Origin of the sequence: Streptomyces sp. NPDC046712 (assembly GCF_040645695.1) — a bacterium.
Lineage (GTDB): Bacteria > Actinomycetota > Actinomycetes > Streptomycetales > Streptomycetaceae > Streptomyces.
Window position 1 is genome coordinate 97,364 of record NZ_JBEYYW010000010.1, and the last position, 26,880, is coordinate 124,243.

The 26,880-nt window shown below is 72.4% G+C and carries 24 protein-coding genes; 20 read left to right on the top strand and 4 right to left on the bottom strand.

Features of this window, described 5'->3' with window-relative positions; genetic code table 11:
- Positions 1–6 precede the first annotated feature (6 nt).
- Together ABZ939_RS15750 and ABZ939_RS15755 are read left to right on the top strand one after the other, a co-directional pair.
- Positions 7–1,707, top strand: a complete 1,701-nt coding sequence (locus tag ABZ939_RS15750; RefSeq protein ID WP_361854225.1) for a right-handed parallel beta-helix repeat-containing protein — start codon at positions 7–9, stop codon at positions 1,705–1,707.
- Positions 1,704–2,108, top strand: coding sequence for a hypothetical protein (locus ABZ939_RS15755; RefSeq protein ID WP_361854228.1), 405 nt, complete (start codon positions 1,704–1,706; stop codon positions 2,106–2,108). Before ABZ939_RS15750 ends, ABZ939_RS15755 begins: the two co-directional genes overlap by 4 nt.
- A gap of 58 nt (positions 2,109–2,166) precedes the next feature.
- On the opposite strand, the gene ABZ939_RS15760 is transcribed toward ABZ939_RS15755, so the two are convergent.
- On the bottom strand, positions 2,167–3,156 hold the full coding sequence (locus tag ABZ939_RS15760) for an acetylxylan esterase (protein ID WP_361854231.1): 990 nt from the start codon (positions 3,154–3,156) through the stop codon (positions 2,167–2,169).
- Between the two features lie 324 nt (positions 3,157–3,480).
- Here ABZ939_RS15760 and ABZ939_RS15765 point away from each other — a divergent pair, with 324 nt between their 5' ends.
- The 6 genes from ABZ939_RS15765 (at position 3,481) to ABZ939_RS15790 (ending at position 10,240) form a co-directional block, all read left to right on the top strand.
- On the top strand, positions 3,481–4,932 hold the full coding sequence (locus ABZ939_RS15765) for a cellulase family glycosylhydrolase (protein ID WP_361854234.1): 1,452 nt from the start codon (positions 3,481–3,483) through the stop codon (positions 4,930–4,932).
- Positions 4,933–5,081: 149 nt separating this feature from the next.
- Positions 5,082–6,380, top strand: a complete 1,299-nt coding sequence (locus ABZ939_RS15770) for an alpha/beta fold hydrolase (protein WP_361854236.1) — start codon at positions 5,082–5,084, stop codon at positions 6,378–6,380.
- Between the two features lie 64 nt (positions 6,381–6,444).
- Positions 6,445–7,593, top strand: a complete 1,149-nt coding sequence (locus ABZ939_RS15775; protein WP_361854239.1) for a substrate-binding domain-containing protein — start codon at positions 6,445–6,447, stop codon at positions 7,591–7,593.
- Between the two features lie 70 nt (positions 7,594–7,663).
- The gene (locus tag ABZ939_RS15780) at positions 7,664–8,563 is read left to right on the top strand and encodes an SIS domain-containing protein (protein ID WP_361854241.1); all 900 of its coding nucleotides are present in this window, start codon (positions 7,664–7,666) and stop codon (positions 8,561–8,563) included.
- A gap of 18 nt (positions 8,564–8,581) precedes the next feature.
- Positions 8,582–9,331: a PIG-L deacetylase family protein gene (locus ABZ939_RS15785; RefSeq protein WP_361854244.1), complete on the top strand. Its 750-nt coding sequence runs from the start codon at positions 8,582–8,584 to the stop codon at positions 9,329–9,331.
- Between the two features lie 75 nt (positions 9,332–9,406).
- The gene (locus tag ABZ939_RS15790) at positions 9,407–10,240 is read left to right on the top strand and encodes an enoyl-CoA hydratase/isomerase family protein (RefSeq protein WP_361854247.1); all 834 of its coding nucleotides are present in this window, start codon (positions 9,407–9,409) and stop codon (positions 10,238–10,240) included.
- A gap of 73 nt (positions 10,241–10,313) precedes the next feature.
- Here ABZ939_RS15790 and ABZ939_RS15795 read toward each other — a convergent pair whose 3' ends face one another.
- The 3 genes from ABZ939_RS15795 to ABZ939_RS15805 all read right to left on the bottom strand — a co-directional run bounded on the left by ABZ939_RS15795 (position 10,314) and on the right by ABZ939_RS15805 (position 13,146).
- Positions 10,314–11,093 (bottom strand): VOC family protein, encoded by a 780-nt coding sequence (locus tag ABZ939_RS15795; RefSeq protein WP_361854250.1) that lies wholly within the window; start codon positions 11,091–11,093, stop codon positions 10,314–10,316.
- A 119-nt stretch (positions 11,094–11,212) separates the two neighbouring features.
- Positions 11,213–12,112, bottom strand: coding sequence for an SDR family oxidoreductase (locus ABZ939_RS15800; RefSeq protein WP_361854253.1), 900 nt, complete (start codon positions 12,110–12,112; stop codon positions 11,213–11,215).
- Between the two features lie 41 nt (positions 12,113–12,153).
- On the bottom strand, positions 12,154–13,146 hold the full coding sequence (locus ABZ939_RS15805; protein ID WP_361854256.1) for an NAD(P)/FAD-dependent oxidoreductase: 993 nt from the start codon (positions 13,144–13,146) through the stop codon (positions 12,154–12,156).
- Between the two features lie 65 nt (positions 13,147–13,211).
- Between ABZ939_RS15805 and ABZ939_RS15810 the strand changes: the two genes are divergently transcribed.
- The 12 genes from ABZ939_RS15810 to ABZ939_RS15865 all read left to right on the top strand — a co-directional run bounded on the left by ABZ939_RS15810 (position 13,212) and on the right by ABZ939_RS15865 (position 26,809).
- Positions 13,212–13,796 carry an XRE family transcriptional regulator gene (locus tag ABZ939_RS15810; protein WP_361854259.1) on the top strand — a complete coding sequence of 195 codons (585 nt, stop codon included), beginning with the start codon at positions 13,212–13,214 and terminating at the stop codon, positions 13,794–13,796.
- Between the two features lie 98 nt (positions 13,797–13,894).
- Positions 13,895–14,863: an NADPH:quinone oxidoreductase family protein gene (locus ABZ939_RS15815; protein ID WP_361854262.1), complete on the top strand. Its 969-nt coding sequence runs from the start codon at positions 13,895–13,897 to the stop codon at positions 14,861–14,863.
- Positions 14,860–16,050 (top strand): acyl-CoA dehydrogenase family protein, encoded by a 1,191-nt coding sequence (locus tag ABZ939_RS15820; RefSeq protein WP_361854265.1) that lies wholly within the window; start codon positions 14,860–14,862, stop codon positions 16,048–16,050. The genes ABZ939_RS15815 and ABZ939_RS15820 overlap by 4 nt, the downstream gene beginning before the upstream one ends.
- Complete coding sequence (locus tag ABZ939_RS15825; protein WP_361854268.1) at positions 16,047–17,126, top strand: acyl-CoA dehydrogenase family protein; 1,080 nt, start codon at positions 16,047–16,049, stop codon at positions 17,124–17,126. The genes ABZ939_RS15820 and ABZ939_RS15825 overlap by 4 nt, the downstream gene beginning before the upstream one ends.
- Positions 17,127–17,225: 99 nt before the next feature.
- The gene (locus ABZ939_RS15830; RefSeq protein WP_361854271.1) at positions 17,226–18,833 is read left to right on the top strand and encodes an ABC transporter substrate-binding protein; all 1,608 of its coding nucleotides are present in this window, start codon (positions 17,226–17,228) and stop codon (positions 18,831–18,833) included.
- 23 nt (positions 18,834–18,856) lie between these two features.
- Positions 18,857–19,822 (top strand): ABC transporter permease, encoded by a 966-nt coding sequence (locus ABZ939_RS15835; protein ID WP_361854274.1) that lies wholly within the window; start codon positions 18,857–18,859, stop codon positions 19,820–19,822.
- Entirely contained in the window at positions 19,815–20,660 is an 846-nt protein-coding gene (locus ABZ939_RS15840; RefSeq protein WP_361854277.1) for an ABC transporter permease, read from the top strand. Before ABZ939_RS15835 ends, ABZ939_RS15840 begins: the two co-directional genes overlap by 8 nt.
- A gap of 92 nt (positions 20,661–20,752) precedes the next feature.
- Positions 20,753–21,655, top strand: a complete 903-nt coding sequence (locus ABZ939_RS15845; RefSeq protein ID WP_361854589.1) for an ABC transporter ATP-binding protein — start codon at positions 20,753–20,755, stop codon at positions 21,653–21,655.
- A gap of 161 nt (positions 21,656–21,816) precedes the next feature.
- Positions 21,817–22,476 carry an ATP-binding cassette domain-containing protein gene (locus ABZ939_RS15850; RefSeq protein WP_361854280.1) on the top strand — a complete coding sequence of 220 codons (660 nt, stop codon included), beginning with the start codon at positions 21,817–21,819 and terminating at the stop codon, positions 22,474–22,476.
- A 79-nt stretch (positions 22,477–22,555) separates the two neighbouring features.
- Complete coding sequence (locus ABZ939_RS15855; RefSeq protein WP_361854283.1) at positions 22,556–22,897, top strand: hypothetical protein; 342 nt, start codon at positions 22,556–22,558, stop codon at positions 22,895–22,897.
- A 31-nt stretch (positions 22,898–22,928) separates the two neighbouring features.
- Entirely contained in the window at positions 22,929–25,430 is a 2,502-nt protein-coding gene (locus ABZ939_RS15860) for a substrate-binding domain-containing protein (RefSeq protein ID WP_361854286.1), read from the top strand.
- Positions 25,427–26,809: an extracellular solute-binding protein gene (locus ABZ939_RS15865; protein WP_361854289.1), complete on the top strand. Its 1,383-nt coding sequence runs from the start codon at positions 25,427–25,429 to the stop codon at positions 26,807–26,809. Before ABZ939_RS15860 ends, ABZ939_RS15865 begins: the two co-directional genes overlap by 4 nt.
- Positions 26,810–26,880 lie beyond the last annotated feature (71 nt).

Below are 26,880 nucleotides of genomic sequence, written 5' to 3' on the forward strand. Positions count from 1 at the left end.
GCGGGCATGGTCGCGAGGTACCTCGTCTCGCCGTACGGCGGTCGCCGCGCCTACCCCGACATCACGTCCGCTCTGCGCGCAGCCGCCGGACGGGGCCGGTCGGCCCTGATCGAGATCGCGCCGGGCCGCTACGAGGAGACGCTCACCGTCCACGGCGAGGTCCGGCTCACCGCGGTCGACGGCCCGGGCTCCGTGGTGGTGAGCCGGACCCGGGGAGCCGTCCTGGACGCCTCCGGGTCGGTGAGCGTCCACGGCCTCGTGCTCATCGGCCGTGACGCCGACGTCGTCGGCTGCCACGCGGGGACGCTCACCCTCGAGCATGTGGAGATCCGGGCGGACAACGGCGTCAGTGTGCATGCCCGCCCGAACACCTCCGTGACGTTGCGGGACAGCGTGATCCTGCACGGCCGGACGCTGTTCGCCGGGGCGGACGGGCTCGTCGAACGGTGCCGGTTCGCCGATGCCGCCGACAACGCCCTCGCGGTGATCGAGGGTGCCCGCGTCACGGTCCGCGACAGCCGGATCGCCGGCAGCCGGATCCACGGTGTGCGCGTGAACAACGCATGGGCTCAGCTGACGGCGTGCGAGTTCACCGGCACCGGCCAGGCGGCCGTCATGGCGGACGCACGGGCGGACCTCACGGTCGCCGGCTGTGCGATCACCGCCGTGCACGGGGAGGGGATCATGTTCATCGAGCAGTCCCGGGGCTCGGTGGACGACACCCGCGTCACCGACGCGCAGCACGGGATCGGTGCGGCGTCCGGCGCCGATCCGGTGGTGCGCCGCTGCGTGTTCACCGCGTGCCGCGACACCGGCATCAACGTCCAGACCTCGGCCAGGGGCAGGTTCGAGGACTGCGAGGTCCTGGACGCGGGCAACGTCTCGGTGTTCTCGACGAAGGGTGGCGCCCCGGAGGTCCACGGCGGTCGCATCGTGGGAGGCAACGTAGGTGTCGCCGTCACCGACGGGGCCAGGGGCCGCTTCACCGGCATCGCGATCGAGGGCCTGACGGGCACCGCGCTGCGGAGCTTCGACGACTCCAGGGCCGTGTTCGAGCACCTCCGTGTGGAGCGCTGTCCCACGGGCCTGGAGACCCAGGGAAGCGGAGGCACCACGGCCGAACTCGCCGACACGGTGTTCCGCGACTTCAGGGTGGCCGCGGTGGCCGCCGGCGGCCAGTCCCGGGTCACGCTCAAGCGCGTGACCGCGGAGCGCGGGACGGTGGGCTTCGGCGCCGCCGAGGACGCTCAGCTGTTCGTGCACGACAGCGATGTCACGGCGGTGGACAACGGTGGGGCCGTTGCGGTCGGCAAATCGAGGCTCTTCGCGAGGAACCTCACCGTGACCGGCTCGGACGGGATCGGACTCTGCGGGAAGGACTCCGCCTACCTGGATGTCGCGGAGAGCGCGTTCGCCGACTGCGCGATCGCGGGTGCGGTCTTCGACGACGAGTGCGGCGGCCGCCTGGCGGACTGCTCCGTGACCGGAACGCGTGGCAAGGGTGTGCAGCACAACGGCCGGGTCGACCTGGTCGCGCTGCACACCTCGCTGCCGGTCGTCCGGAAGCCCGATCGGCAGGCCGAGCCCGCGCAGACGATCATCCACACCGGCCTCGTCATCCACGGCGACGTCCACGGCTCCCAGTTCGCGTGGGGCAACGAGAACGTCATCCAGCAGCAGACCAACGAGGAGGACCCCAGCACATGAACGACCCGCAGAACGTCAGCAACTACGACGGGCCGGTGTTCAACGGCGCGGTCTCGGGTTCCCAGTTCGCCTGGAACAACGAGCAGGTCACCCAGAACCAGCAGAACAACAGCGCGGTCGCCCCGCAGTTCGAGGCGCTTGCTCAGCTGGTCACCGACCTGCTCCGGCAGCTGCCCGAGGCGGGCCTCGCCGACCAGGAGCGCGAGGACACCGAGTCCGCGGCCAGGGAGGTCCTCGCGGAGATCACCCGGCCGGAACCCGAGGAGGGCAGGATCCGCCGCGCGCTCGGCATGCTCAAGGGTGCGCTGGCACCGGTCGCCACCGGTGTCGCGGCCGGTACGGCGGTGGGCGCGCAGGAGTGGGCCCGGGCCGCGATCGAGGGACTGACCGGCCTGGTCTGACGGGCGCGCCCCGACGGTCGCCGGCGGCACCGGGCCGCCTCCCTGTGCCATGGAGCGATCAGCCGCGGCGGGGTGTCCCGTCGCGCAACTTCCGGGGCAGCCAGCGCAGTTGTGCCGCCTGCTGGAAGGCGGCGCCACCCTCGTGGTCGTTGAAGTCGTAGACCTCGATGCCCTTCTCCTCGTGGGCGTAGGCGTTGAAGGCCGCGAACACCGTCGACGGCGGGCAGGTCAGGTCCTCCAGGCCGGTCGAGAAGAGCGCCGGGGCCGTGGCTCGGGCCGCGAAGTGGACGCCGTCGAAGTAGGCGAGGGTTCGCCGCACCTGCTCGGTCCGGCCCCGGTGGGTCTTCAGATAGCTCCCGATCTCGCGGTACGGCTGCCGGTCCGTGATCGTCGTCGCGCGCGGGAAGTCGCACAGGAACGGTACGTCCGGAGCGGCGGCCACCAGCCCCCGTACCAGCCCCGCGACCGCCAGCGTGATGCCGCCGCCCTGGCTCACCCCCGTCACCGCCGTACGCGCCGCGTCGACCAGCGGATGCGAGCGGGCCGCCTCCACGGCCCGTACCCCGTCGGTGAACAGACGGCGGTAGTAGTACGTGTACGGGTCCTCGACGCCGCGGGTCATGAATCCCGGGTACGCGGGCGCGCTGCCCACGGGGTCGGGGGTGTCGCCGGTCGCCCAGCCGCTGCCCTGGCCCCGGGTGTCCATCACGAAGTGCGCGAACCCCGCCGAGGCCCACAGCAGATGGGAGTGGGGCAGGCCGCGCCCGCCTCCGTACCCGAGGAACTCCACGACCACCGGCAGGGGTTCGCGCGTTCCCGCCGGAAGGACGAACCAGCCCTTGACGGGATGGCCGCCGAATCCGGCGAAGGTCGCGTCGTGCACCTCGACCGTCGCGAGTCCGGTCTCCACCGGATCGAACCGCGCGCCGAGTTCATGGCCCCGTGCCTCGTCGAGGGTCTCGGTCCAGAACGCGTCGAAGTCCTCCGGCTCCTCGGACAGGCTGCGGTACGTGCGGAGTTCGTCGAGCGGAAGATCGAACAGGGACATGAACACCGCCCTTTCCGTGAGAGGCCGAGGCCGGCCTCCTTGGCCGGTCACTCCGGCCAAGATCACGGTACGGGGAAACGCGCTCTGTTCGTAGCTGTGAACAGGCATCAGCGCTGTGGAACTTCAGGCGTCGGCGACCGAGTCGAACTCGACCTCGTCCCGCGCCACGACCGCGTCGGCGCGCAGCCGGCAGCCCGTTGAACACCGTCTCTTGTCATGGCCCTTGCGAGTTCCTCCGCCGCCCTGCTATTCATCCGTTAGGAAACTTTCCTTCCAATCCGTTGTCCCGTCCACCCGTCCCCTCCATCGTTCCGGGAGACCCCCATGACATCGGCACGATCGGCACTCCTCCAGCTGCGCTCGCTGGGCGCCGCAGGCACCGCGGCGACCGCCCTGCTCCTGGGCCTCGCCGCCGCACCCTCCACCGCGGTGGCCGCCCCCGTCACCCACGAGGCGGAGACCGCCACCGTGTCCCAGGGCGCGGTCGAGTCCAACCACACCGGCTTCACCGGCACGGGCTTCGTCAACTACAACAACTCCACCGGCAGTTATGTGCAGTGGAACGTCAACGCCGCCCAGGCCGGCACCGCCACCCTCACCCTCCGCTACGCCAACGGCACCACCACCAACCGCCCCATGGACATCAGCGTCAACGGCGTGGTCGCCGCCTCCGCCAAGGCATTCGCGGGGACGGGGGCCTGGACCAGCTGGGCCACCACCACCGTCACCGCCAACCTCAAGGCCGGCGCCAACACCATCCGCGCCACGGCCACCACCGCCAACGGCGGTCCCAACGTCGATCACCTCAAGGTCGACACCGCCGCCCCCGTCGCCGACACCCCGACCGCGATCAACGGTCAGCTGAAGGTCTGCGGCACCAAGCTCTGCAACCGGTACGGCAAGCCCATCCAGCTGCGCGGTATGTCCAGCCACGGCACCCAGTGGTACAGCCAGTGTCTGACCGGCGGCTCGCTCGACGCGCTCGCCAAGGACTGGAACGCCGACGTGCTGCGCGTGTCCACCTACGTCCAGGAGGACGGGTACGAGACCGACCCGCGCAAGTACACCGACCTCGCCCACTCCCTCATCGAGCAGGCCACCGCGCGCGGCATGTACGTGATCGTCGACTGGCACATGCTCGACCCCGGCGACCCGCACTACAACCTCGCCCGCGCCAAGACCTTCTTCACCGAGATCGCCCAGCGCCACGGCGCCAAGACCAATCTGCTCTACGAGATCGCCAACGAGCCCAGCGGCGTCGCCTGGTCCCGGATCAAGAGCTACGCCGAGCAGCTGATCCCCGTCATCCGCGCCAAGGACGCCGAGACACCGATCCTCGTAGGCACGCGCGCGTGGTCCTCGCTCGGCGTGTCCGAGGGAGCCGACGAGTCCGAGGTCGTCGCGAGCCCGGTGAACGCCACCAACATCATGTACACCTTCCACTTCTACGCGTACTCGCACCGCGACGAGTACCTGGACACCCTCTCTCGCGCCGCCGACAAGCTGCCCGTCTTCGTCACCGAGTTCGGCACCCAGAACTACGCCGGCGAGGGCGCCAACGACTTCGCGATGACCCAGCGGTTCATCGACCTCATGGCCGCCAAGAAGATCAGCTGGGTCAACTGGAACTTCTCCGACGACAACCGCAGCGGCGCCGTCTTCAACGTCGGGACCTGCGCGAACAACGGCCCGTGGGCCGGGACGAGCTCCCTCAAGCCGGCCGGTGTCTGGATCCGCGACCGCATCAGGACGGCCGACGACTTCCCGACCTCCTGACCGCATCTCCTGACCGCACCTCCTGATCGCACCGCCGGCCCACCTCCCGACCCCACCTCCGAGCCCACCTCCTGATCCGCCTCGATGCGCCCCCGCCCCACGCCCTGTGATCCACTGGTCGGGCGGGGGCGTACCGAACAGGAGCAGCATTGACCAGCTACCGCCAGCCCGGCCTCGTCCTCACCGACCGCCGCTTTACCGTGCCGCTCGACCACGCGGACCCCGGAGGCGAGCAGATCGAGGTCTACGGCCGTGAGGTCGTCGCGAGCGACAAGTCCGCGGACGACCTGCCGTGGCTGGTGTATCTGGAGGGCGGCCCCGGTTTCGGGGCCCGTCGCTTCGTCGGCCCCCAGGCCTGGCTCGGCCGGGCCGTCCAGGAGTTCCGCGTCCTCCTGTTGGACCAGCGCGGCACCGGCAACTCCACCCCGGCCAACCGCCAGACCCTGCCCCTGCGGGGCACCCCACGGCAGCAGGCCGACTATCTGGCGCACTTCCGGGCCGACTCGATCGTCAAGGACTGCGAGCTGATCCGGAAGCGGCTCACCGGGGGCGCCCGCTGGACCGTCCTCGGCCAGAGCTTCGGCGGCTTCTGCGCCACCCACTACCTGTCCACCGCCCCCGAGGGCCTGCGCACCGTCCTGATCACCGGCGGACTGCCGTCGCTGCACGCCACCGCCGAAGAGGTCTACCGGGCCGCCTATCCCCGCATCCGCCGCAAGGTCGAGGCCCACTACGCCCGCTACCCGCAGGACGTCGACCACGCCCGCGCCATCGCCGCCCACCTCCAGGAGCACGAGGTCACCCTCCCGTCCGGCGGACCGCTCACGCCGGCCGCCTTCCAGTCCCTCGGCATCCTCCTCGGCAGCGGCGAGGGCACCCACCAGCTCCACCTCCTCCTGGAGGACGCCTTCGTCCCCACCCCCACCGGCCCCGCGCTCTCGGACGCCTTCCTGGAGAACGTCCAGGCCGTCCTCTCCTACGCCGGACACCCGCTGTACGCCGTGCTCCACGAGGCGATCTACGCACAGGGTCAGGGCCCCACCGCCTGGGCCGCCGAACGCGTCCGCGCCGAGTTCCCCCGCTTCGACGCCGCGAAGACCCTGGCCGGCGACGAACCGCTCCTCTTCACCGGCGAGACCGTCCACCCCTGGCACTTCGAGACGGACCCGGCCCTGCGCCCGCTGCGCGAGACCGCCCACCTGCTCGCCGCACGGGAGGACTGGGCGCCGCTCTACGACCCCGCACGTCTCGCCGCCAACGAGGTGCCGGTGGCCGCCGCCGTCTACCACGACGACCTGTACGTGGACACCGCACACTCCCTGGAGACCGCCCGCGCGATCCGGGGCCTGCGGACCTGGGTGACCGACGAGTTCGAGCACGACGGCGTACGGGCCGGCGGCCCGCGCGTCCTCGACCGGCTGCTCGCGCTCACCCGGGGTGAGATCTGATCGCCCGGGGATAGGATTCGCCGCGCAATCGGTCAGCAATCGGGGTGAGGTGCGGGAGGCCTGGGTGGCACGGAACGAGATACCGGCATCGGGGCGCGAGCTGAAGTTCCGGGCTCTCATGGCGGAACTGCGCCGCGGCATCCTCGACGGCACCTGGCCACCCGGCTCCAAGCTCCCCACCGAGCGGGCCCTCGCCACCGAGACCGGCCTCTCGGTGACCACGGTCCGCCGGGCGTACGAGGACCTCGTCGACCTCGGGCTTGTCGAACGCCGCCAGGGCGCGGGGACCTTCGCCGCACAGCGACCCGACGGCGACGGGGCGCCCGCCGGCGACCGGCGGGTCGTCGGGGTCCTCGTCCCCGACACCACCTTCTACTACCCCCGGGTCCTCCAGGGCATCGAACGGGAGCTCGCCGCGGCCGGCGCCCGGCTCGTCCTCGCCTGCTCGCACTACGACCCCGACGAGGAGGACGCCGCCGTCGGGCGACTGCTCTCCTCCGGCGTCCACGGGCTGCTGCTCGTCCCCTCGCTGCACACCGCCACCGATCCGGGCCGGCGCGCCGAGGAACTCCTCGCGCTGCCCGTACCGGCCGTCCTCGTCGAGCGCCGGCTCGCCGCGTACGGCCCCGGCGACCCCACCGAGCACGTCTGCACCGACCACGAGGGCGGCGCCTACGACGCCGTACGTCATCTGCGAGCCCTCGGCCACGAACGGCTCGCGCTTCTCGTCCGCACCGACGCGCCCACCACCGCGCCCATCGAGTCCGGCTTCGCCCGGGCCGCCGCCGATCTCGGCCTCCATGCGCCGCTGCACGTACGGGACGAGCGGGACGGCTGGAATCCAGAACGGGCCGACCTGGCCATCGCCGAACTGAGGGCCGCGGGCGTCACCGCCGGGCTCTGCTTCGGCGACCGCGAGGCCGCCCTCGTGCTCGCCGCGGCCCGCCGCGCGGGGCTGCGCGTACCCGAGGACCTCGCCCTGATCAGCTACGACAACGAGTTCGCGGACGTGGCCGAGACACCGCTCACCGCCGTCTCTCCGCCCAAGTTCCAGGTCGGCAGGCTCGCCGCGCAGATCCTGCTGCGCCGGCTCGCCGACGGCGACGCCTCCCCGCTGCACCAGGTGCAGTTGCGGCCGCGGCTGGTGGTCCGGGCGTCCTGCGGTGCCGCCCTCGCCGGTGCCGCGCGCAAAAGTCCAAGCAATGCGTCCTGATTGCTCATGGTGCGCCCTTGACCGGGCCGGATAGAACTCTCCGGAGCGCTTTCGACGAGAGGACCCGGACATGACCACCCACGTCAGTGCCGAGATCGCCGGCCAGCCCGACTGCTGGCGCCGCGCCGCCGACACGGCAGCCGACCATGCCGACATGCTGCCCCGGCGCGGTGAGCGGATCGCGGTCGTCGGCTGCGGCACCTCGTACTTCATCGCCCGCGCCTACGCGGCCCTGCGCGAATCCCTCGGCGGGGGTGAGACCGACGCCTTCCCGGCCTCCGACGAGACCCCGTTGGGCCGCGGCTACGACCGGATCGTCGCCCTCACCCGCTCCGGTGCGACGACCGAGGTGGCGACGCTGCTCGCCCGGGCCGCCGGCCGCATCCCGACCCTGGTCCTGACCAGCGTCCCGGACAGCCGCGCCGCGCAGCACGCGGACCGGGTGATCGGCCTGGGCTTCGCCGACGAACGCTCCGTGGTGCAGACGCGGTTCGCCACCACCGCCCTCCAACTGCTGCGCGCGGGGCTCGGGGTGGACCTGACCTCATCGATCGTCGACGCCGAACTGGCCCTGTACGAGCCGCTGCCCGCGGCCTGGGAGCAGCGCGGCCAGTTCACCTTCCTCGGCACCGGCTGGACGGTCGGACTCGCCGACGAGGCCGCGCACAAGCTCCGCGGTGTGGCCCGCGCCTGGTCGGAGTCGTACGCGGCGATGGAGTACCGCCACGGGCCGATCGTCATCAGCGATCGTTCCAGTCTCGTGTGTTGCCTGGGGCCGGAGCCGGCCGGTCTGCGAGACGAAGTGGAGGCCACCGGGGCGCTGTTCGCCGCCGATGCCATCGATCCGGTGGCAGCACTGGTGCGCGCCCAGCGACTCGCCGTCACGCTCGCGGTGCGACGCGGGCTCAACCCGGACCGCCCCCGCCATGCGTCGCGCTCGGTGATCCTTTCCGGAGCGATCCGCGCGTAAGGGCCGTATCCTGCGGCCATGATCGACACGAGCACGCAACTCGAAGACATGCCCGGTGACTGGCAGCGCGCGCTGGCCGTGGTCGCCCACCCGGACGACCTCGAGTACGGCTGCGCCGCCGCCATCGCGGGCTGGACGGATGCCGGCAAGGAGGTCGTCTATGTCCTCGCCACCCGTGGCGAGGCCGGCATCGACTCGCTCGACCCCGCCACCTGCGGGCCGCTGCGCGAGCAGGAGCAGCGGGCGAGCGCGGCCGTCGTCGGGGTGCCGACGGTGGAGTTCATGGACCACCGCGACGGCGTGATCGAGTACGGACTCGGTCTGCGCCGCGACATCGCGGCGGCCATCCGCCGCCACCGTCCGGAACTGGTCATCACCCTCAACCACCGGGACACCTGGGGCACGGGCGTGGGCGGGTTCTGGAACACCCCGGACCACGTGGCCGTCGGCCGTGCGACGCTGGACGCGGCGGGCGACGCGGGCAACCGCTGGATCTTCCCCGAACTGACCGAGCAGGGCCTGGAGCCGTGGAACGGCGTCCGCTGGGTGGCGGTCGCCGGATCCAACACCCCGACCCACGCCGTCGACGCCACCCCTGGTGTGGAGCGGTCCGTCCAGTCCCTCCTGGCCCACCGCGCGTACATCGAGGCCCTGACGGACGAGGACCCCGAGGAGTACGTCCGTACCTTCCTCGCCGGCAACAACCAGCGCTTCGCGGCACGGTACGGCGACCGGCCGACGGTCGCCTTCGAGCTGTTCTCCCGCTGAGGCCGGCCGGCGTGCTTCCTCCAGGAGCGGTGACGCCCTAGCCTGACGATCCGTCAGAACTCAGGGGGGGGCACGGTGATCGACACGCTCGACAGAGAGATCCCGGAGGGTGAGGAGCGCCTCACGCTCACGGTCGAGGACGGCGTCGGTGTCCTCACCCTCTGCCGTCCCGAGCGGCTCAACGGCTGGAGCTGGGAGGCCAGCCGGCAGCTCGGGCTGATGGCCGACCGGATCCGCTTCGACGAGACCGTTCGGGTCGTGCTGCTGCGGGCCGAGGGGCGCGCGTTCTGTGCGGGCATCGACGTCACCGCGCCCGGCGGGGGCATCACCGGCCGCACGGCCGCCGAGCGGATCCAGCGGTACGACGAGGGCATCCGCTGGGTCCATGAGCGCTTCGCCGTCTTCGCCCGGCTGCCCCAGCCGGTCGTGGCCGCCGTCCAGGGCTACTGCCTCGGCTTCGGATTCGAGCTGGCCCTCATGGCGGACGTCCGGATCGCCGCCGACGACGCGGTCTTCGCCCTGCCCGAGGCGGGCATCGGTGTCGCCGTGGACGCGGGCGGCGATCTGAGGATCGCCCGCGAGGCGGGCGCCGGCTGGGCCAAGTACCTCGCCCTCACCGGCCGCCGCATCGACGCCGCCACCGCCGAACGGCTCGGCCTCGTCCAGCTCGTCACGCCCCGCGACGAACTGGAGCGCACCGCCCGCGAGACGGCCGCCGCCATCGCGGCGAACGCGCCGCTCGCCGTCCGCGCGATCAAGCGGAACATCGACGCCTACGCCGACCACGCCATGGCCGCGGCCCTCGACCGCACGGCCCTCGCCGCGGCGCTCACCCTCTCCTCGGACGACGCCCGCGAGGGCTACGCGGCGAAGGCCGCCCGCCGCCCTCCGCACTTCGAGGGCGGATGAGCCGGGCCCTGATCCTGCCTGATCCGAACGGCAGGCCCCGGGGCCTGCTCTTCGGATCAGGGGCGGACACTCCCTAGTCCTGCGGGGCGGGCTTGAGGACGGCGTAGGGGGCGCCGAAGGGGTCGGCGAGCCAGGCGATCCGGCCCACGTCGGGGATGTCCGCCGCCGGCATGAGGACCGAGCCGCCGTTGCCCTGCGTCCGCACCGCGATGTCGTCCACGTCCGCCACGCCGAAGTACGGGATCCAGCGCGCGTGCTCCCTGCCCTGCTGGAGCTCGGCGATCCCGCCGAACGAGGCGTCCTCCTGGTCGCCCTCGGCGGTGGACAGCACCCGGTAGGTCATCCCCGGCGCTTCCATCTCCTGCGAGCGCCAGCCGAACAGCTTGCCGTAGAACTCCAGGGCGGCCCGAGGGTCGGGGACATGCAGCTCCGCCCAGCACAGGGTGTTGTCCTCGGAGGTCCTGTCCAGACCCTTCACCGCGCCCGGCTGCCACACCGCGAACGCGGCGCCGCCCGGATCGGTCAGCTGGGCCATCCGCCCGGCGTCCATGACGTCCATCGGCTCGGAGCGCACCGCGCCGCCGTTCTGCTCGGCGGCCTTGGCCGTGGCGTCGGCGTCGGGCGTCTGGAAGTACACGGTCCAGGCGGAGCTCGCCCCCTGTTCGGTCAGCGGACCGAGGGCGGCGACCGTGCGGCCGTCCTGCTGGAAGAAGCCGTAGCCACCGGCGTCCGGTCCTGCCGAGGCGAACTCCCAGCCGAAGACGGCCGTGTAGAACCCGGCGGCGACCGCCGTGTCGGGACTGCCCAGGTCGATCCAGCTGGGGGAGCCCTTGGTGAAGTCCGTACCGAGCATGTGGTGTGCCCTGCCTTTCCGCGTCTGGAGGTCGTCCGGCAACCCTCGCCGATCCTCGCCGCTCGGCCCTGCCCCCGCAGCCGCAGACGCCCGGGTTCATCCGCGTGGACCAGCGCGCGTCACTCCCCGAACCGCCCCCGCCCCAGCTGCTCGCGCACCGGCACCACGGGGTCGTTGACGAGGGCCCGACGCTGCCAGTTCGCGCCGTCCACGACCAGCGTGTGCCCGGAGACGAAGCGGGCGTACGGGGAGGCGAGGAACGTCGCCGCCCAGCCCAGCTCGCGCGGGTACCCCACGCGGAGGGCAGGCTGCCGGGCGTCCTGGCGGGGCGCCCGGTCGAGGGCGCCCCGGATGTCCGACGTCATGTCCTCGTGCGGCATCAGGCCCGGCACAAGACCGTTGACCTGGATCCCGTACGGCCCCCACTCCACCGCCAGCGTCTCCACCAGGTTCTTCACCCCGGCCTTCGCCGCCGACGAGTGGGCGAAGCCGGGGCCGCCGGTCCAGGCGTACGAGGCCCCCACGTTGACGACGGACCCCGGAGCCCCCGCCGCCAGGTGGCGACGGGCGAACTCCCGGGTCGTGAACCAGGTGCCCGTCAGCGTGATGTCGACGACCGCCCGCCAGCCGTTCGGCGACAACTCCTCCGCCGGCACGGGGAAGTTGGCCGCCGCGTTGTTGACCAGGACGTCCGGGTGGGAGCCGAGGGCCGTCTCGCAGGCGTCGAAGGCCGCGGCGACGGCCTCCGGCTCGCGGATGTCGCAGACCGCGGCCGCCACACGGGTCCCGGCGATCCCCCGCAGCTCCTCCCGCGCCGCCTCCAGACGGGCGGCCGTCCGCCCGACGATCAGCAGCTCCGCCCCGAGCCGGGCGAACTCGGCCGCGATCGCCTTCCCCAGACCCGAGCCGCCCCCGGTGACCAGGACCACCCTCCCCTCGTACGTCCCCGGTGGCAGCGCGCTCGCGCCGAGCGGGGGAGGGGTAGGCAGTCCCGGCAGGTCCCTTGCTTCGTCCGTCATGCCGCATCGATAGCGCGCGAAGGGCGAGAACTGAAGCCCCGTCAGCCCGCGGCCGAGACCTTGCGGTCCAGATCGCTCATGATCAGCTCCATGTTGATCGCCACGCCGGCCCGGTAGCCACCGCTCGCCGCGTTGATCACCTGCTCCTGCGCGCCGATCGCGTTCCCCGCCGCCCATACGCCGGGCACACTGGTCCGCCCCGTCTCGTCCACCGCCACGAACGTGCCGAGCGGAGTCTCGCGCGTCGCGGCGCCCAGCGCGGTGAGCAGATCGTCCCGGGGCGTCATACGCGGCCCCACGAAGAGCACCTCACGCTCGACGACGCGTCCGTCCGCCATGCGTACGCCCGTGAACCGGTCGTCCTCGACGACCAGGCCGGCCACCTCGCCCGTCACCACTTCGACGCCGGCCGTCGCCACCCGGGCCCGGTCCTCCGCGGAGAGCTCGTCGGCGGTGTGCAGGAAGAGGGTCACGTCGTCGGACCACTGCGAGACGACCACCGCCTGATGGACGCTCATCACCGGATGGGCGATCACCCCGAAGGCCCGGTCGCGGACCTCCCAGCCGTGGCAGTACGGGCAGTGCAGCACCTCGCGACCCCACCGCTCGGCGAGGCCGTCGATCTCCGGGAGCTCGTCGACCAGACCGGTGGTGACGACGAGCCGGCGCGCCTCGACCCGGCGGCCGTCGTCCACGGTCACCACGAAGCCGTCGGGGCCGTCGGAGCGCGGGACCGCCGCCGTCACGCGCCCGGCCGTCCACTCCACCCCGTACGCGGCGATCTCCCGGCGTCCCACCTCCAGGAAGTCCGCCGGGCTCATCCCGTCCCGGGAGAGGAAGCCCTGCATATGGGCGGCCGGGGCGTTGCGCGGCTCGCCGGCGTCGATCACCAGCGTCCGGCGCCGTGACCGGCCGAGGACGAGGGCCGCGCTCAGGCCGGCCGCGCCGCCCCCGACGACCACCACGTCGTACGGCCCGCTGTGGTGCCGGACATCGCCGGGCTGCTCATTGTCGTGCTGCTCATTCGCGTTCATGCCGCGACCATCGCTCCGGCTCGCTTGCTTGACAAATGTTCTTGCCGGTTCCGCAAAATGGATCCATGACCGAAGACGAACGTATCGACGCCGTCCTGAACGAGGTCGGCCCGCGGCTGCGCCGCATCCGGCGCGAGCGCGGGGCCACCCTCGGGGACCTGTCGGCCTCCACCGGCATCTCCGTGAGCACCCTCTCCCGCCTGGAGTCGGGGCAGCGCAAGCCGAGCCTGGAGCTGTTGCTCCCCATCGCCCGCGCCCATCAGGTGCCGCTGGACGAGCTGGTCGGCGCACCGCCGGTCGGCGATCCCCGGGTGCGCTCGAAGCCGATCGTGCGACACGGCCGGACCATGTTCCCGCTCACCCGCCAGCCGGGCGGCCTCCAGGCGTACAAGATCGTGCAGGAGAAGGCCGAGGAGCGGATGGAGCAGCGTGTCCACGAAGGGTACGAGTGGCTCTATGTGCTCTCCGGGAAGCTGCGGCTCGTGCTCGGCGATCACGATGTCGTCCTGGGCTCGGGTGAGGCCGCCGAGTTCGACACGCGGGTGCCGCACTGGTTCGGTCCGACGTCGGACGGGCCGGTGGAGTTCCTGAGCCTGTTCGGGCCGCAGGGCGAGCGGATGCATGTGAGAGCGCGTCCGAAGAAGTCCTGAGCGGAAGAAGTCCGCCGCGCATGGTTCCACCAGGCGCAAGCGACCGCTTAGTATGCGACCGACCGCGCAGTACGGACGACGGCTGGTGGAGGACCGCGATGCAGGCATGGCGAGTGCACGAGAACGGCGAACCGGGCGAGGTGATGCAGCTCGACGAGGTGGACACGCCGACACCCGGCGAAGGGCAGCTCCTCCTCAAGGTGCGCGCCGCCAACGTCAACTTCCCCGACGCCCTCCTCTGCCGGGGCCAGTACCAGGTGCGGCCCCCGCTGCCCTTCACCCCCGGCGTGGAGATCTGCGGCGAGACCGAGGACGGCCGCCGGGTCATCGCCACCCCCGCCCTCCCGTACGGCGGACTCGCCGAGTACGCGGTGGCGGACGCGGCGGCCGTGCTCCCCGCACCCGAGGCCCTCGACGACGCGGAGGCGGCCGCGCTCCACATCGGCTACCAGACCGGCTGGTTCGGCCTGCACCGCCGCGCCGCGCTGAAGGAGGGCGAGACTCTCCTCGTCCACGCCGCCGCGGGCGGCGTCGGCAGCGCCGCCGTCCAGCTCGGCAAGGCGGCCGGCGCCACCGTCATCGGTGTCGTCGGCGGACCGGAGAAGGCCGAGGTCGCCCGCACGCTCGGCTGCGACGTCGTTGTCGACCGGCACTCCGAGGACGTCATCGCCGCCGTCAAGGAGGCCACCGGCGGCCGGGGCGCCGACGTGATCTACGACCCCGTCGGCGGTGCGGCCTACGCGCAGTCCGCCAAGGTGGTCGCCTTCGAGGGCCGGATCCTCGTCGTCGGCTTCGCGAGCGGGTCCATCCCCTCGCCCGTCCTCAACCACGCCCTCGTCAAGAACTACTCGATCGTGGGGCTGCACTGGGGCCTCTACAACCTGAAGGACCCGGCGGCGATCCTGCGCTGCCACGAGACCCTCACCGAGTACGCCGCCAAGGGGCTCATCAAGCCGCTGGTGAGCGAGCGGGTGCCGTTCGACGGCGCGGCGGACGCCGTGCAGCGCGTCTCCGAGGGCGTGACCACCGGCCGTCTGGTCGTCCTCCCGGCAGGAGCCGCCCGATGACCCGTGTGATCGACGCCGACGAACTCCGCGCGCGGACCGGGCAGTTGCTCGCCGAGCACCCGCCCGCCACCACCGACCGCACCGACTTCCTCCGGGCCCGCTTCGACGCCGGACTCGCCTGGGTGCACTACCCCGTCGGCCTCGGCGGCCTCGACGCCCCGCGCTCCCTGCAGGCCGTCGTCGACGCCGAACTGGCCGCGGCCGGCGCCCCCGACAACGACCCCCGCCGGATCGGCATCGGCCTGGGCATGGCCGCGCCGACCCTCCTCGCCTACGGCTCCGACGAGGTCAAGCAGCGCTTCCTCAAGCCGCTGTGGGTCGGCGAGGAGGTGTGGTGCCAGCTCTTCAGCGAGCCGGGAGCCGGCTCCGACCTCGCCGCGCTCGGCACCCGCGCCGTACGGGACGGCGACAGTTGGGTGGTGAACGGCCAGAAGGTGTGGACATCCAGCGCGCACCTGGCCCGCTGGGCCATCCTCATCGCCCGCACCGACCCGGACCTGCCCAAGCACCGGGGCATCACGTACTTCATCTGCGACATGACCGACCCCGGTGTCGAGGTCCGGCCGCTGCGCCAGATCACCGGAGAGGCCGAGTTCAACGAGGTCTTCCTGACCGACGTCCGTATCCCCGACGCCCACCGGCTCGGCGAGATCGGCGACGGCTGGCGGGTCGCCCAGACCACGCTCATGAACGAGCGGGTCTCCATCGGCGGCGCCCGCATCCCCCGCGAGGGCGGGATGATCGGCCCGGTCTCCACCACCTGGCGCGAACGCCCCGAGCTGCGCACCCACGATCTGCACCGGCGCCTGCTGGACCTGTGGGTCGACTCCGAGGTGGCCCGGCTCACCGGCGAGCGGCTGCGCCAGCAGCTCGTCGCCGGACAGCCCGGCCCCGAGGGCAGCGCGATGAAGCTGGGATTCGCCCGTCTCAACCAGGCCATCAGCGGCCTGGAGGTCGAACTCCTCGGCGAGGAAGGGCTGCTGTACGAGGACTGGACCATGCGCCGGCCCGAGCTCGTCGACTTCACCGGCCGCGACGCCGGCTACCGCTATCTGCGCTCCAAGGGCAACTCGATCGAGGGCGGTACGACCGAGGTGCTGCTCAACATCGTCGCCGAACGCGTCCTCGGTCTGCCCGCCGAGCCCCGCAACGACAAGGACGTCGCCTGGAAGGACCTCGCGCGATGACAAGTCAGCTGCTCTACACCGAGACCGAGGACGACCTGCGCGCGGCCGTCCGCTCCCTGCTCACCGACCGCGCCGACCCGAGCGTGCTGCTCGGCCGGATCGAGAGCGACGACCCGTACGTCCCCGGCCTCTGGAAGTCACTCGCCGGCGACATGGGCGCGGCCGGACTCCTCGTCCCCGAGAAGCTCGGCGGACAGGGTGCGAGCCACCGGGAGGCGGCCGTGGTCCTGGAGGAGCTGGGCCGCGCGGTGACCCCGGCGCCGTACCTCACCAGCGCGGTGGTGGCGACCGAGACCCTGCTCGCGCTCGACACGGAGAGCGGGCCCGTCGTCGAGCTGCTCGCCGGTCTCGCGAGCGGCCGCACCGTGGCGGTGCTCGCCGTGCCCCTCTCGGCGGCTCCCGACGCGGAGCCGCCCATCAGCGGCACCGTCACCGGTGTCGCCGACGCCGTCGCCGCGGACGTCTTCCTCGTGCCGCGCGAGGACGGTCTCCACGCGGTCCCGGCCGCCGATGCCACGGTCGCGCCGCAGACCCCGCTCGATCTGACCCGGCCGCTCGCGGCCGTGACCACGGACGGGACGAGCGGCACCCGCCTCGCCGACGCGGCGGAGGCCACGTCGGCGATCCGGCGCGGACTGCTCGCGGGAGCCGGACTGCTCGCCTCCGAGCAGCTCGGGCTCGCCGAGTGGTGCCTGGAGGAGACCGTCCGCCACACCCGCGAGCGCTACCAGTTCAACCGGCCCGTCGGCTCCTTCCAGGCGCTCAAGCACCGGATGGCGCAGCTCTGGCTGGAGATCGTGAACGCCCGGGCGGCGGCCCGCGCCGCCGCCGACGCGCTGGCCACGGGCAGCCCCGAGGCGCCGCTGACGGTGGCCGTGGCCCAGGCGTACTGCTCGAAGGTCGCCGTCCACGCGGCGGAGGAGTGTGTGCAACTGCACGGCGGTATCGGCATGACCTGGGAGCACCCCGCGCACCTCGCGCTGAAGCGGGCCAAGTCCGACCAGATCGCGCTGGGTTCGGTGGGCCGGCACCAGGACGCCATCGCCGCCCTGGTCGGTCTCCCGGCTCCCGCCTAGGGCCGAAGTAAGGGGCCCTCGTGTCCGCACCCCTTTACATACTGTTTAATTGCGTATCGTTCGCAACAACAGTTGATCTTCAAGAGGGGTGTGGACACGATGACCGCCCGATCCATACGCGGCGCGGCCGCCGCGACGCTGGCCGGGGCCCTGGCCCTCACCGCGGCGGCCTGTTCGAACCCGGGCGGCACCGCCGCGGGCTCCGGCGGCCCGAAGGATTCCGCGGTCGTCGGCATCGCCTACGAGCCCGAGACCCTCAGCCCCCTCCTCGGCTACGGCAAGGACGGCAACTCCAAGATCTTCGACGGGCTGCTCGCCTTCGACGCCGAGATGACGCTGCGGCCCGCCCTCGCGGCGGAGCTGCCGCAGGTGAGCCCGGACGGACTGACGTACACGTACAAGCTGCGCAAGGGCGTGACGTTCAGCGACGGCAAGCCCTTCTCCGCCAAGGACGTCGTCTTCACCTACAGGACCGTGCTCGACCCGAAGACCAACAACCCCTCCAAGACCGAGCTCGACGCCCTCAAGGACGTCAAGGCCGTCGGCGAGGACACCGTCGTCTTCACCCTGAAGTACCCCTACGCGCCCTTCGCCGAGCGGACCGTCCTCGCCATCGCCCCCGAACACATCGCGGCGAAGCAGGACGTCAACTCGGGGGCCTTCACCACCCGGCCCGTCGGCACCGGACCGTACGTCCTCACCGACTGGTCCAAGGGCGAGAAGCTCAGCTTCAAGGCCAACCCCACCTACTGGGGCGGCGCGCCGCAGGTGAAGAAGTTCACCATGGCGATCATCAAGGACGACGACGTCCGCGCCACCCGGCTGCGCGCCGGCGACCTCGACGGCGCCATCCTGCCGCCCAATCTCGCCGCCGGCTTCGAGAACGACAAGGCGAAGAAGACCTACGCCGCGAAGACGTACGACTACCGGACCGTGACGCTCCCGACCCACCACAAGGTCACCGGAGACACCGCCGTCCGCCGCGCTCTCGACATCGCCGTCGACCGGCGGGCCATGGTCGAAAAGATCCTCGAAGGCGCCGGAAAGCCCGCCTACGGGCCCGTTCCCACCGACAGCGCCTGGTTCGCCAAGGGCACCGAGCGCCGCCACGACCTCGCCGGCGCCCGGAAGATCCTCGACGAGGCCGGCTGGAAGCCCGGTCCCGACGGCATCCGCGTGAAGAACGGCGTACGGGCCGCGTTCCCCCTCTGGTACCTCTCCGGCGACAAGCTCCGCCAGGACCACGCCCTCGCCTACGCCTCCGACGCCAAGAAGGCCGGCATCGAGATCAAGACGCAGGGCGGCACCTGGGAGGTCATCGAGCCCCGGATGAAGACCGACGCGGTCCTCGCCGGCGGCGGCTCGCCCGGCGACCCCGACTTCGACCAGTACCTGCTCCTGAAGTCCAGCCTCGGCGGCGACGGCTTCAACAACATGGCCTGGTACGACAACAAGGCCGTCGACAAGGCCCTGGAGGACGGCCGCCGGACGAACGACACCGTCAAGCGCCGCGCCGCCTACGACACCGTCCAGCGTGAGCTCGAGCAGAACCCCGGCTACACCTTCCTCACCCACATCGACCACCTGTACGTGGTGAACGACAGCTGGGACGGACTTACCACCCAGACCGAGCCGCACGACCACGGCCTGGCCTCCGGCCCCTGGTGGAACGTCGAGGCGTGGATCCCCAAGGACGCGAAGAAGTGAGCCGACGCCTCCCCTGGGGGGCCATGGCACGGATGACGGGACGGCGGGCCCTGTTCGCCGTCCCCGTCCTCCTCGCCGTCACCTTCGCGGTCTTTGCCGTCGCCGCGGCCTCCCCCTTCGACCCCGTCAAGGCCTACGCCGGCACCGCCGGACTCACCGCCTCGCAGGAGAACCTCGACCAGCTCCGCGCCAACCTCGGCGTCGACCAGCCCCTCGTCACCCGCTGGTGGGACTGGCTCACCGCCGCCCTCCACGGCGACCTCGGCGACTCCAGCGTCATGCGCCAACCCGTCGCCGACGTCATCGCCGAACGGATCGGCTGGTCCGCCCTCCTCGCCGTCACCGCCTTCCTCGTCGCCATCGTGCTCGGCACCGGACTCGGCGTCCTCGCCGGCCGCCGCCGGGGCGGCCCGCTCGACCGGACCGTCAGCTCCGCCGCGTACACCCTGGAAGCCGCCCCCGCCTTCTGGCTCGGCCTGCTCGCCATCTGGTTCTTCGCGCTGAAGCTCGGCGCGCTGCCGGCCGGTGGACTCACCGACACCGCCAGCGACACCGTCACCGCCGACCAGGTGATCAGCCACCTCGTGCTGCCCGCCCTCGTCCTCGGCGTCTCGCAACTGCCCTGGTTCTTCCTGTACGTCCGACAGGGCGTCGGCGACGCCCTGGAGGAGGACCCCGTCCGCGGGGCACGCGCGCGTGGCCTGCGGGGCCGGACCGTCCTGCTCGGCCACGCCCTGCGCTCCGGCATGCTGCCCATGCTCACGCTGGTCGGCTCCCGGGTCCCCGAACTCATCACCGGAGCCCTCCTCGTGGAGACCGTCTTCAGCTGGCCCGGCATCGCCGCCGCGACCGTCCAGGCCGCCACCTCCGTGGACTTCCCGCTGCTCGCCGCGCTCACCGTGCTCGCCACCGCCGCCGTACTACTCGGCAACCTCCTCTCCGACCTGCTGTACGGGCTCGCCGACCCGAGGGTGGGCTTCGATGGCTGACCACAGCGGGCGCCGCGCACGACGCGTACGGCTGTGGTCCTCCGCCGGGATCGTCGGCGCGGTCGGCCTCGCCGTCCTGCTCGTACCGCCGCTCGTCCAGCTCGACGAACAGGCCGTCGACCTGTCGCTGAAACTCCTCCCGCCGTCCTGGGAGCACCCCTTCGGCACCGACGACGTCGGCCGCGACCTGTTGCTGCGCTGCGTCTACGGGCTGCGGATCTCGCTTCTCGTCGGACTGGTCGCCGCGCTCGTCGCCACCGTCATCGGCACCGCCGTCGGCGCGGCTGCGGCCTCCCTGGGCGGCTGGACCGACCGGGTCGTGATGCGGATCGTCGACGCCTTCTCCTCCGTACCGCACCTGCTGCTCGGCATCTTCATCGTGGCGATGTTCCGGCCCGGCGTATGGCCGGTCATCGTGTCCGTCGCCCTCACCCACTGGCTCTCGACCGCCCGGATCGTCCGCTCCGAGGTGCTCTCGCTGCGCGCACGCCCCTACATCGACGCGGCGATCTCCGGCGGCGCCTCGCGGTGGCGGGTGACCGCCCGCCATCTGCTGCCCGCCGTCCTGCCACAGGCCGGTCTCGCCGCCGTCCTGATGGTGCCGCACGCCATGTGGCACGAGTCCGCGCTCTCCTTCCTCGGCCTCGGCCTGCCCAGCCACCAGGCCAGCCTCGGCAACCTCGTCCAGTCCGCCCGCTCCTCGCTGCTCGCCGGCGACTGGTGGCCGACGCTCTTCCCCGGCCTGCTGCTCATCGTGCCGACCCTCGCGATCGCCGGGCTCGCCGGAGTGTGGCGGGACCGGCTCAATCCGCGCCGCCGATCGGAGCTGATGCTGTGAACCCGCGCGTCGTACGAGCCCTGGAGGCCGTCACCGCCGAACGCGCCGGCGAGGCCGTCCTCAGCGTGCGCGGGCTCTCCGTCCGTTTCCGGATGCACGGCGGACGGCACGTCGCCGCCGTCACCGACGCGGACTTCGACCTGGCGGCGGGGGAGTGCCTCGCCCTCGTCGGTGAGAGCGGCTGCGGCAAGTCCGTGCTCGCCTCCGCGCTCCTCGGACTTCTGCCGGGCAACGCGGAGACGTCCGGCACGGCCCTGCTGGACGGCGTCGACCTGCTCGCGGCCGACGAGCGGACGCTGGCCCGTACGGTACGAGGACGGCGCATCGGCCTCGTACCGCAGAGCCCGGCCGCCCACCTCACCCCCGTGCGGACCGTGCGCGCCCAACTGGAGGAGACCGTCCGCGAGCTGACCGGCGCCCCGCGGCGGAAGCGGCGCGCCGCCGCCGAGGCCGCCGCCGAACGGGCCGCGTTCCCCGCCGGACATCTCGACCGCCACCCGCACGAACTCTCCGGCGGCCTCGCCCAGCGCGCGGCGACCGCCCTCGCGCTCATCGGCGACGCCCCGCTCCTCCTCGCGGACGAGCCGACGACCGGCCTCGACCGCGACCTCGTCGAGCGGACCGTGGACGAACTGCGCCGCCACGCCGACGAGGGCAGGGCGCTGCTGCTGATCACCCACGACCTGGCCGCCGCGGAACGCATCGCCGACCGGGTGGCGGTGATGTACGCGGGCCGGATCGTCGAGACGACGGCCGCCCACCGGTTCTTCGGCGAGCCGGGCCCGCGCCACCCGTACGCCCGCGGCCTGCTGAACGCCCTGCCCGACCGCGCGTTCACCCCCATCCCCGGCATGCCGCCCGAGCTGACCGCCCTGCCGCCCGGCTGCGCGTTCGCCCCGCGGTGCGCACGGGCGACCGAGGCGTGCGACACGCTTCCGGAGCCGCTCGCCGGAGTGGCCTGCCACCACACCCTGGGGCAGGGCCCCGATGTGTAGCGGGCCGTCCGCGCGCCCGTCACGGCACCTCGGCGCCCGTCCGAACCCCGTCCGCCTCGGCCGTGAGGCGTGCCGTGTCCCCGCGCCGTGGCGTGCGCGCACCCGCCGTCCGACGGTGGCCCGCGGTCACCTCCTCGCTCCCCTCGCACCCGGAGTGCCCCGTGCTTGAACTCGACGCCATCACCGCCGGCTACGACCGCCGCGCGCCGGTCTTCCGCGGCGCCTCGCTCACGATCGCTCCCGGTGCGTCCGTCGGCCTCCTCGGGCCCAGCGGGTGCGGCAAGTCCACGCTCGCCCGGGTCGCCGCGCTGCTCCACCGACCGGAGGCCGGCCGCGTCGCGATCGACGGGGAGGAGGTGCGGGGCTGGCGTCACAGCGCGCCGCGCAGCCTGCGGACCGCCGTCGGCGTGGTGTTCCAGCAGCCCCGGATGTCCGCCGACCCGCGGCTGCGCCTCCGTGATCTGATCGCCGAACCACTGCGGGCGGGCGGCCGCCGCGCGGAGGTCCCCGAACGGCTCGCCGAACTCGCCCCCGTCGTCGGCCTCACCGACGACCTGCTGGCGCGCCGCCCGCACGAGGTCAGCGACGGCCAGCTCCAACGCGCCTGCCTGGCCCGGGCGTTGGTGCTGCGCCCACGCTGGCTGGTCTGCGACGAGATGACGGCCATGCTCGACGCCTCGACGACAGCGGCCCTGGTCGCGGCGGTGGAGGCGTACCGCACCGAATCGGGCGCGGGCCTCCTCGCGGTCGGCCACGACCGCGTCCTCCTGAACCGCTGGTGCGACCGCACGGTCGAGTGGTCCGACTGTGTGGCGGTCTGACCTCGAATTCCTGTGCAAGTGGATCGTGCTGAGGGCAACTACCGTGCCATGATGGTGAGTTATGACGCCAGGGGAGGGTGTGACAAAGCACGAGATCCGCATCAGGCCGGTCCAGGAGACATCACGCAGTGACGTCGATGCCCTGCTGACCTGGCTCACGCGCGAGCGGATCGTGAAGGAGAAGCTCGAGAAGGGGGAGTTACGGGTCGAGCAGCGGGCCACACCGGACGAGCACGGCACCCCGATGGGTCTGGGGACCGAGATCGTCCTCGTCGTCCTCCAGGGCGTGACCGGCGTCGTCCTCACCGAGCTCCTGGAACAGGCGAAGTCCGCGGTGCGGGAGTGGCAGGAGAACCGTCGGTCGGTCGGCGAGGACGATCCCCCCGACTTCGACGTCACCTCGGACGGCGATCCGAGATAGCCCGGTGGCGCGCTTCGACCCGCGCGGAAGGGTGAACCACGCTCTGCTCGTCACGGTGCCCGAGTACACCTCCGATCTGCCGCCGGATCCCTCCGGCGTGCTGGGCGACATCGCTGCCGTCCGGCACAACAGCACGGAGCTGGAGCGGGCGCTACGCACGGGTGGGGTGTTCCGCGAGGAGGACATCACCACCAGCAGCCCGGCCGGTTCCGACCCGTTCTTCCGGGACCTCATGCGCGCCCGGGAACGTGCGGACGGCCTGCTCCTGCTGTACTTCGCCGGCCACGGCCTGGTGTCCAGCTACAACGAGCCGGACGAACTGTGGCTCGCCATGCCCCGTACGACGATCGTGCCGGGAGATCCGCCGGCGTTCCTGCAGGCCGTCCGCTGGAGTGAGGTGCTCCCGGCCCTGTGCCAGTCAAGGGCCGAGCAGGTGGTGGTCGTCCTCGACTGCTGCTACGCGGGCAACGCCTCGGCGGCCTGGAACCGGTTGCCCGCCGACCATCGCGAGCGGATCTCGCTGCTCGCCTGCGTGCAGGCGAACGACAGGATCGACGCGGGGGACGCGGACACGCCCACACCCTTCACCGCCCGGTTGGTCCGCGTGCTCGAGGAGGGTGTCGACGGCGCCGGCGGCGAGGTGAGCTTCAGCGCGCTCTCCGACGCGCTCAGGGCCTACATGTCCAAGAACCACACCACCCTGCGCAAGAAGCCGACCCCGTGGGTGCCCCAGAGCTGTCCGGCCGACGGCGCCGACGTCGTCCTCGCTGCCGCCGCCGACGACGAGCCTCCGCCCCCTCCGCCGCCGCCCCCTCCGCCCATCCCGCCGCGGCCGCGCGGGCGATGGCGCCGTGTCCCCCTCCTGGCCTGGGCGGCCCTGGCCCTGTCCCTGGCCGTCGTGGTGGGCTTCGCCGTCTACCGCGCCCTGCCGACGAGCACGTGCACGTCCCCCCTGGAACTGAGACTGCTCACCGACCCGGACTCCGAGCCGACCGTACGCAAGGCGGTCAACGCCTTTCTCGAGTCGCCCGCCAACCAGGAAGGCGGTTGCCGGCGCAGCGGCATCACCGTCTACGGCGCCAAGGCCGCCGACGTCATCGCCGCCTTCCGGGACTCCTCGCGCTTCTGGCAGGACCCCGACACCGAGACCAACCCCCAGCGGGACATCGGCCCCCAGCCGGACATCTGGATTCCCGGCTCGGCGGCAGCCGTCGACCGTGCCCGCTCCTACGGCGGCGGCGGATCGTCGGTGGAGCTGACGGCGCACAAGCCGTTCGTCCACTCGCCGATGGTGCTGGCAGTCCCCGCCCAGCTGGCCGAGGGCTGGGAGAAGGACCGGTTCGGCCGCCCGCTCGCCCAGTTCGTCGAGGCGCTGACCCAGCGCGCCGAAGGCGCCGTCGTGGCGCGGAGCGACCCGGAACACACCGACTCCGGACTGCTCGCCACCGTGGGCCTGTACGGGAACCGTCCCGGCGCCGCGGCGGGTGTGGAGCGGGGCCTGGCGCCCGGACGGCCGCTGCCCGACGGCCGCGCGCTGCTGTGCGAACTGCCCAAGGTGGCCGCCGTCGACACGAGGACCGCCGCGCTCGTGCCGGAGCACCTGCTGAGGACGGGCGTGAGCTGCGGGCGTCAGACCCGGACTCCCCGCGTGGCGGAGTACCCGGCCGACGTGCCCCGGCTCACGCTGCCTTTCGTGCGGGTCCACTGGGACGGCGGTGACCAGGACAAGGCGGCCCGGGACGATGCCGCCGAGCGCTTCCGTGTCTGGCTGACCGGCCCGGAGGGAGTGGCGGTGTTCACGGGCGACGGCTACCGCGCCGGGCCGGGCGACGCGCAGACCCCGGCCTCCCCGCCCGCCTCGCCACCCGCCGCCGGCGCGCTCGCCGACCCCGGGCGTCTTCCGGACGCGGGCGACGCCAAGACGATGGACGCCGCCCTGGAGGGGTACCGCAAGGCCAACGGCCCCGGGCGGGTGCTGTTCCTGCTCGACAACTCCGGTTCGATGAGGACCTCGTGGGACGGTCCCGGCGGCGGTCCGGGGATCATCCAGCAGTCCCTCGGCGGTCTGGGCGGCCAGGACGAGTACGGCCTGTGGACGGTGTCCTCGAAGCCCGGAGCCGCCCGCCCGTACACGCCTCTGCTGGCCCTCGGCACGCACAAGAACCGCGACGAGGCGAAGAGGATCGTCGGCGGGGCCCGGATCGAGGACAACGAGGCCGATCTGTACCGGGCGTTGAGCGACGCGGTGACCGCCGTGAAGGCGGGCGGCGACGACCGGCCCCGGCTGATCGTCGTCGTCACGGACGACGAGGACAACGTCACCGGCGGCCGGCTGGAGGGGGTGCTCACGACGCTGCGGCAGGCCGGGGTGCCGGTCGTCATGGCGTCACTGGACGTCGGCGGCTGCGCCAAGGGCCGGCCCGACGAGCGGATCGCGACCGCGAGCGGTGGGCGGTGCCTGGACGGCTCAGGGGACCTCATCGCCGGGCTGCGGGACGAGGTCGGCAGAACCGGTACAGGGGAGGGGACATGACCGCCCGCGCATCCCGCCGCACCACGACCTTTCTCCTCGCCTGTCTCCTCGCGCTCGGCGCGTGCACGGGCGAGGGCGGCGATCCGCCCGAGAACGCGACCGACTCCGGTGCGCCGCTCGTGATCGCCAGCGGCCGGGACGTCACCGGCAAGGGCGGCATCCGCGAGAGGCTGATCAAGGAGTGGAACGCCAGGCCGGGCAACACCCACCAGGCACGCCTGGTCGAACTTCCGGGCTCCGCCGACCAGCAGCGCAGCCAGCTGCTCGGCGCCCTCCAGTCCGGAAGCGCCCGGTACGACGTGGTCAACCTGGACGTCACCTGGGTCCCCGAGTTCGCCGAGGCGAAGCTCGTCCAGGAGCTGGACGCGGGCCTCGTCGACGACGACGTCATCGACTCCGTGGCCCGTACGGCCCGTTGGGACGACAAGACCTACTCCGTCCCCTTCAACACCGACGTCGGGCTGCTCTACTACCGCCGCGACCATCTGGAGCGGGCCGGGGTACAGAACAAGAACACCCGCCTCGACGAGAACACCACCTGGAACCAGGTACGCGACCTCATCAGGACCGTCGAACAGGCCGACCTTCCCGGCGTCGCGGCGGGCTGGACCACCCAACTCGCCCCGTATGAAGGGCTGACGGTCAACGGTATCGAGGCGTTCGCATCGGTCCTCGAAGACGGCCTCACCGACGAACGCGGCCGCTACACGGCCACCGTGGGCGCCCTGGAGGACGGTCTCGAGGAGCTGCGCGCCCGTACCGAGAGCTCCTACCTCCTCCCCGACGCCACCGGTTCCGACGAGGCGGCGTCCCTCACCGCCTTCATCGACGGCAGAACGACCTTCCTGCGCCACTGGCCCTACGCCTACCGCACGTTGCACCAGTCGCTCACCCCGGACCGGCTCGGAGTCGCCCCGCTGCCCGGCAAGGCGGTCCTCGGAGGCCAGAACCTCGCCGTCACCACGTCCGCCACCGGCAAGCGCGCCGAAGCGGCGCGAGATCTGATCAGGTTCCTCACCGACCCACAGAGCGAACGCTGCCTGCTCGACGCGGGCTTCGCCGCCACACGGGAGTCCGCTTACACGGAGGACAAGGTCTCCTGCCGGCTCCCCGCCGCCTCCGCGACCTCGCCGTCGGCGGAGAGCGCGGACCGGATGCCGCGTGCGGACGGGCGCCCGCTGTACGCGCGGACCACCCTGCTCACCGCCCTGAAGGGCGAGGCCGTCGCCCGCCCCCGCACCCCGCACTACGGGGCCTTCACCCAGACCTTCACCACGCATCTGAGCCGGCTGTTCGGCGACAGTCCCCCCGACCCCAAGCAACTCGCCGGGGATCTGGACAGGGCGTTGCGAGACGCCCTGCCCGAGCCCTCTTCGTGAGCTCGTCCACCGCGGATGACCCGCCGCGGTGGGAATGTCACCCGTTCGGCAGGCATGCCGTACGGCCGGAC

What these genes read in the sequence shown, in the direction of transcription:
- ABZ939_RS15750 (WP_361854225.1), top strand. Translation starts at nt 7, where the DNA reads ATGGTCGCGAGGTACCTCGTCTCGCCGTACGGCGGTCGCCGCGCCTAC.
- ABZ939_RS15755 (WP_361854228.1), top strand. Translation starts at nt 1,704, where the DNA reads ATGAACGACCCGCAGAACGTCAGCAACTACGACGGGCCGGTGTTCAAC.
- ABZ939_RS15760 (WP_361854231.1), bottom strand. Translation starts at nt 3,156, where the DNA reads ATGTCCCTGTTCGATCTTCCGCTCGACGAACTCCGCACGTACCGCAGC.
- ABZ939_RS15765 (WP_361854234.1), top strand. Translation starts at nt 3,481, where the DNA reads ATGACATCGGCACGATCGGCACTCCTCCAGCTGCGCTCGCTGGGCGCC.
- ABZ939_RS15780 (WP_361854241.1), top strand. Translation starts at nt 7,664, where the DNA reads ATGACCACCCACGTCAGTGCCGAGATCGCCGGCCAGCCCGACTGCTGG.
- ABZ939_RS15785 (WP_361854244.1), top strand. Translation starts at nt 8,582, where the DNA reads ATGATCGACACGAGCACGCAACTCGAAGACATGCCCGGTGACTGGCAG.
- ABZ939_RS15795 (WP_361854250.1), bottom strand. Translation starts at nt 11,093, where the DNA reads ATGCTCGGTACGGACTTCACCAAGGGCTCCCCCAGCTGGATCGACCTG.
- ABZ939_RS15800 (WP_361854253.1), bottom strand. Translation starts at nt 12,112, where the DNA reads ATGACGGACGAAGCAAGGGACCTGCCGGGACTGCCTACCCCTCCCCCG.
- ABZ939_RS15805 (WP_361854256.1), bottom strand. Translation starts at nt 13,146, where the DNA reads ATGAACGCGAATGAGCAGCACGACAATGAGCAGCCCGGCGATGTCCGG.
- ABZ939_RS15810 (WP_361854259.1), top strand. Translation starts at nt 13,212, where the DNA reads ATGACCGAAGACGAACGTATCGACGCCGTCCTGAACGAGGTCGGCCCG.
- ABZ939_RS15815 (WP_361854262.1), top strand. Translation starts at nt 13,895, where the DNA reads ATGCAGGCATGGCGAGTGCACGAGAACGGCGAACCGGGCGAGGTGATG.
- ABZ939_RS15820 (WP_361854265.1), top strand. Translation starts at nt 14,860, where the DNA reads ATGACCCGTGTGATCGACGCCGACGAACTCCGCGCGCGGACCGGGCAG.
- ABZ939_RS15825 (WP_361854268.1), top strand. Translation starts at nt 16,047, where the DNA reads ATGACAAGTCAGCTGCTCTACACCGAGACCGAGGACGACCTGCGCGCG.
- ABZ939_RS15830 (WP_361854271.1), top strand. Translation starts at nt 17,226, where the DNA reads ATGACCGCCCGATCCATACGCGGCGCGGCCGCCGCGACGCTGGCCGGG.
- ABZ939_RS15835 (WP_361854274.1), top strand. Translation starts at nt 18,857, where the DNA reads ATGGCACGGATGACGGGACGGCGGGCCCTGTTCGCCGTCCCCGTCCTC.
- ABZ939_RS15840 (WP_361854277.1), top strand. Translation starts at nt 19,815, where the DNA reads ATGGCTGACCACAGCGGGCGCCGCGCACGACGCGTACGGCTGTGGTCC.
- ABZ939_RS15845 (WP_361854589.1), top strand. Translation starts at nt 20,753, where the DNA reads ATGCACGGCGGACGGCACGTCGCCGCCGTCACCGACGCGGACTTCGAC.
- ABZ939_RS15865 (WP_361854289.1), top strand. Translation starts at nt 25,427, where the DNA reads ATGACCGCCCGCGCATCCCGCCGCACCACGACCTTTCTCCTCGCCTGT.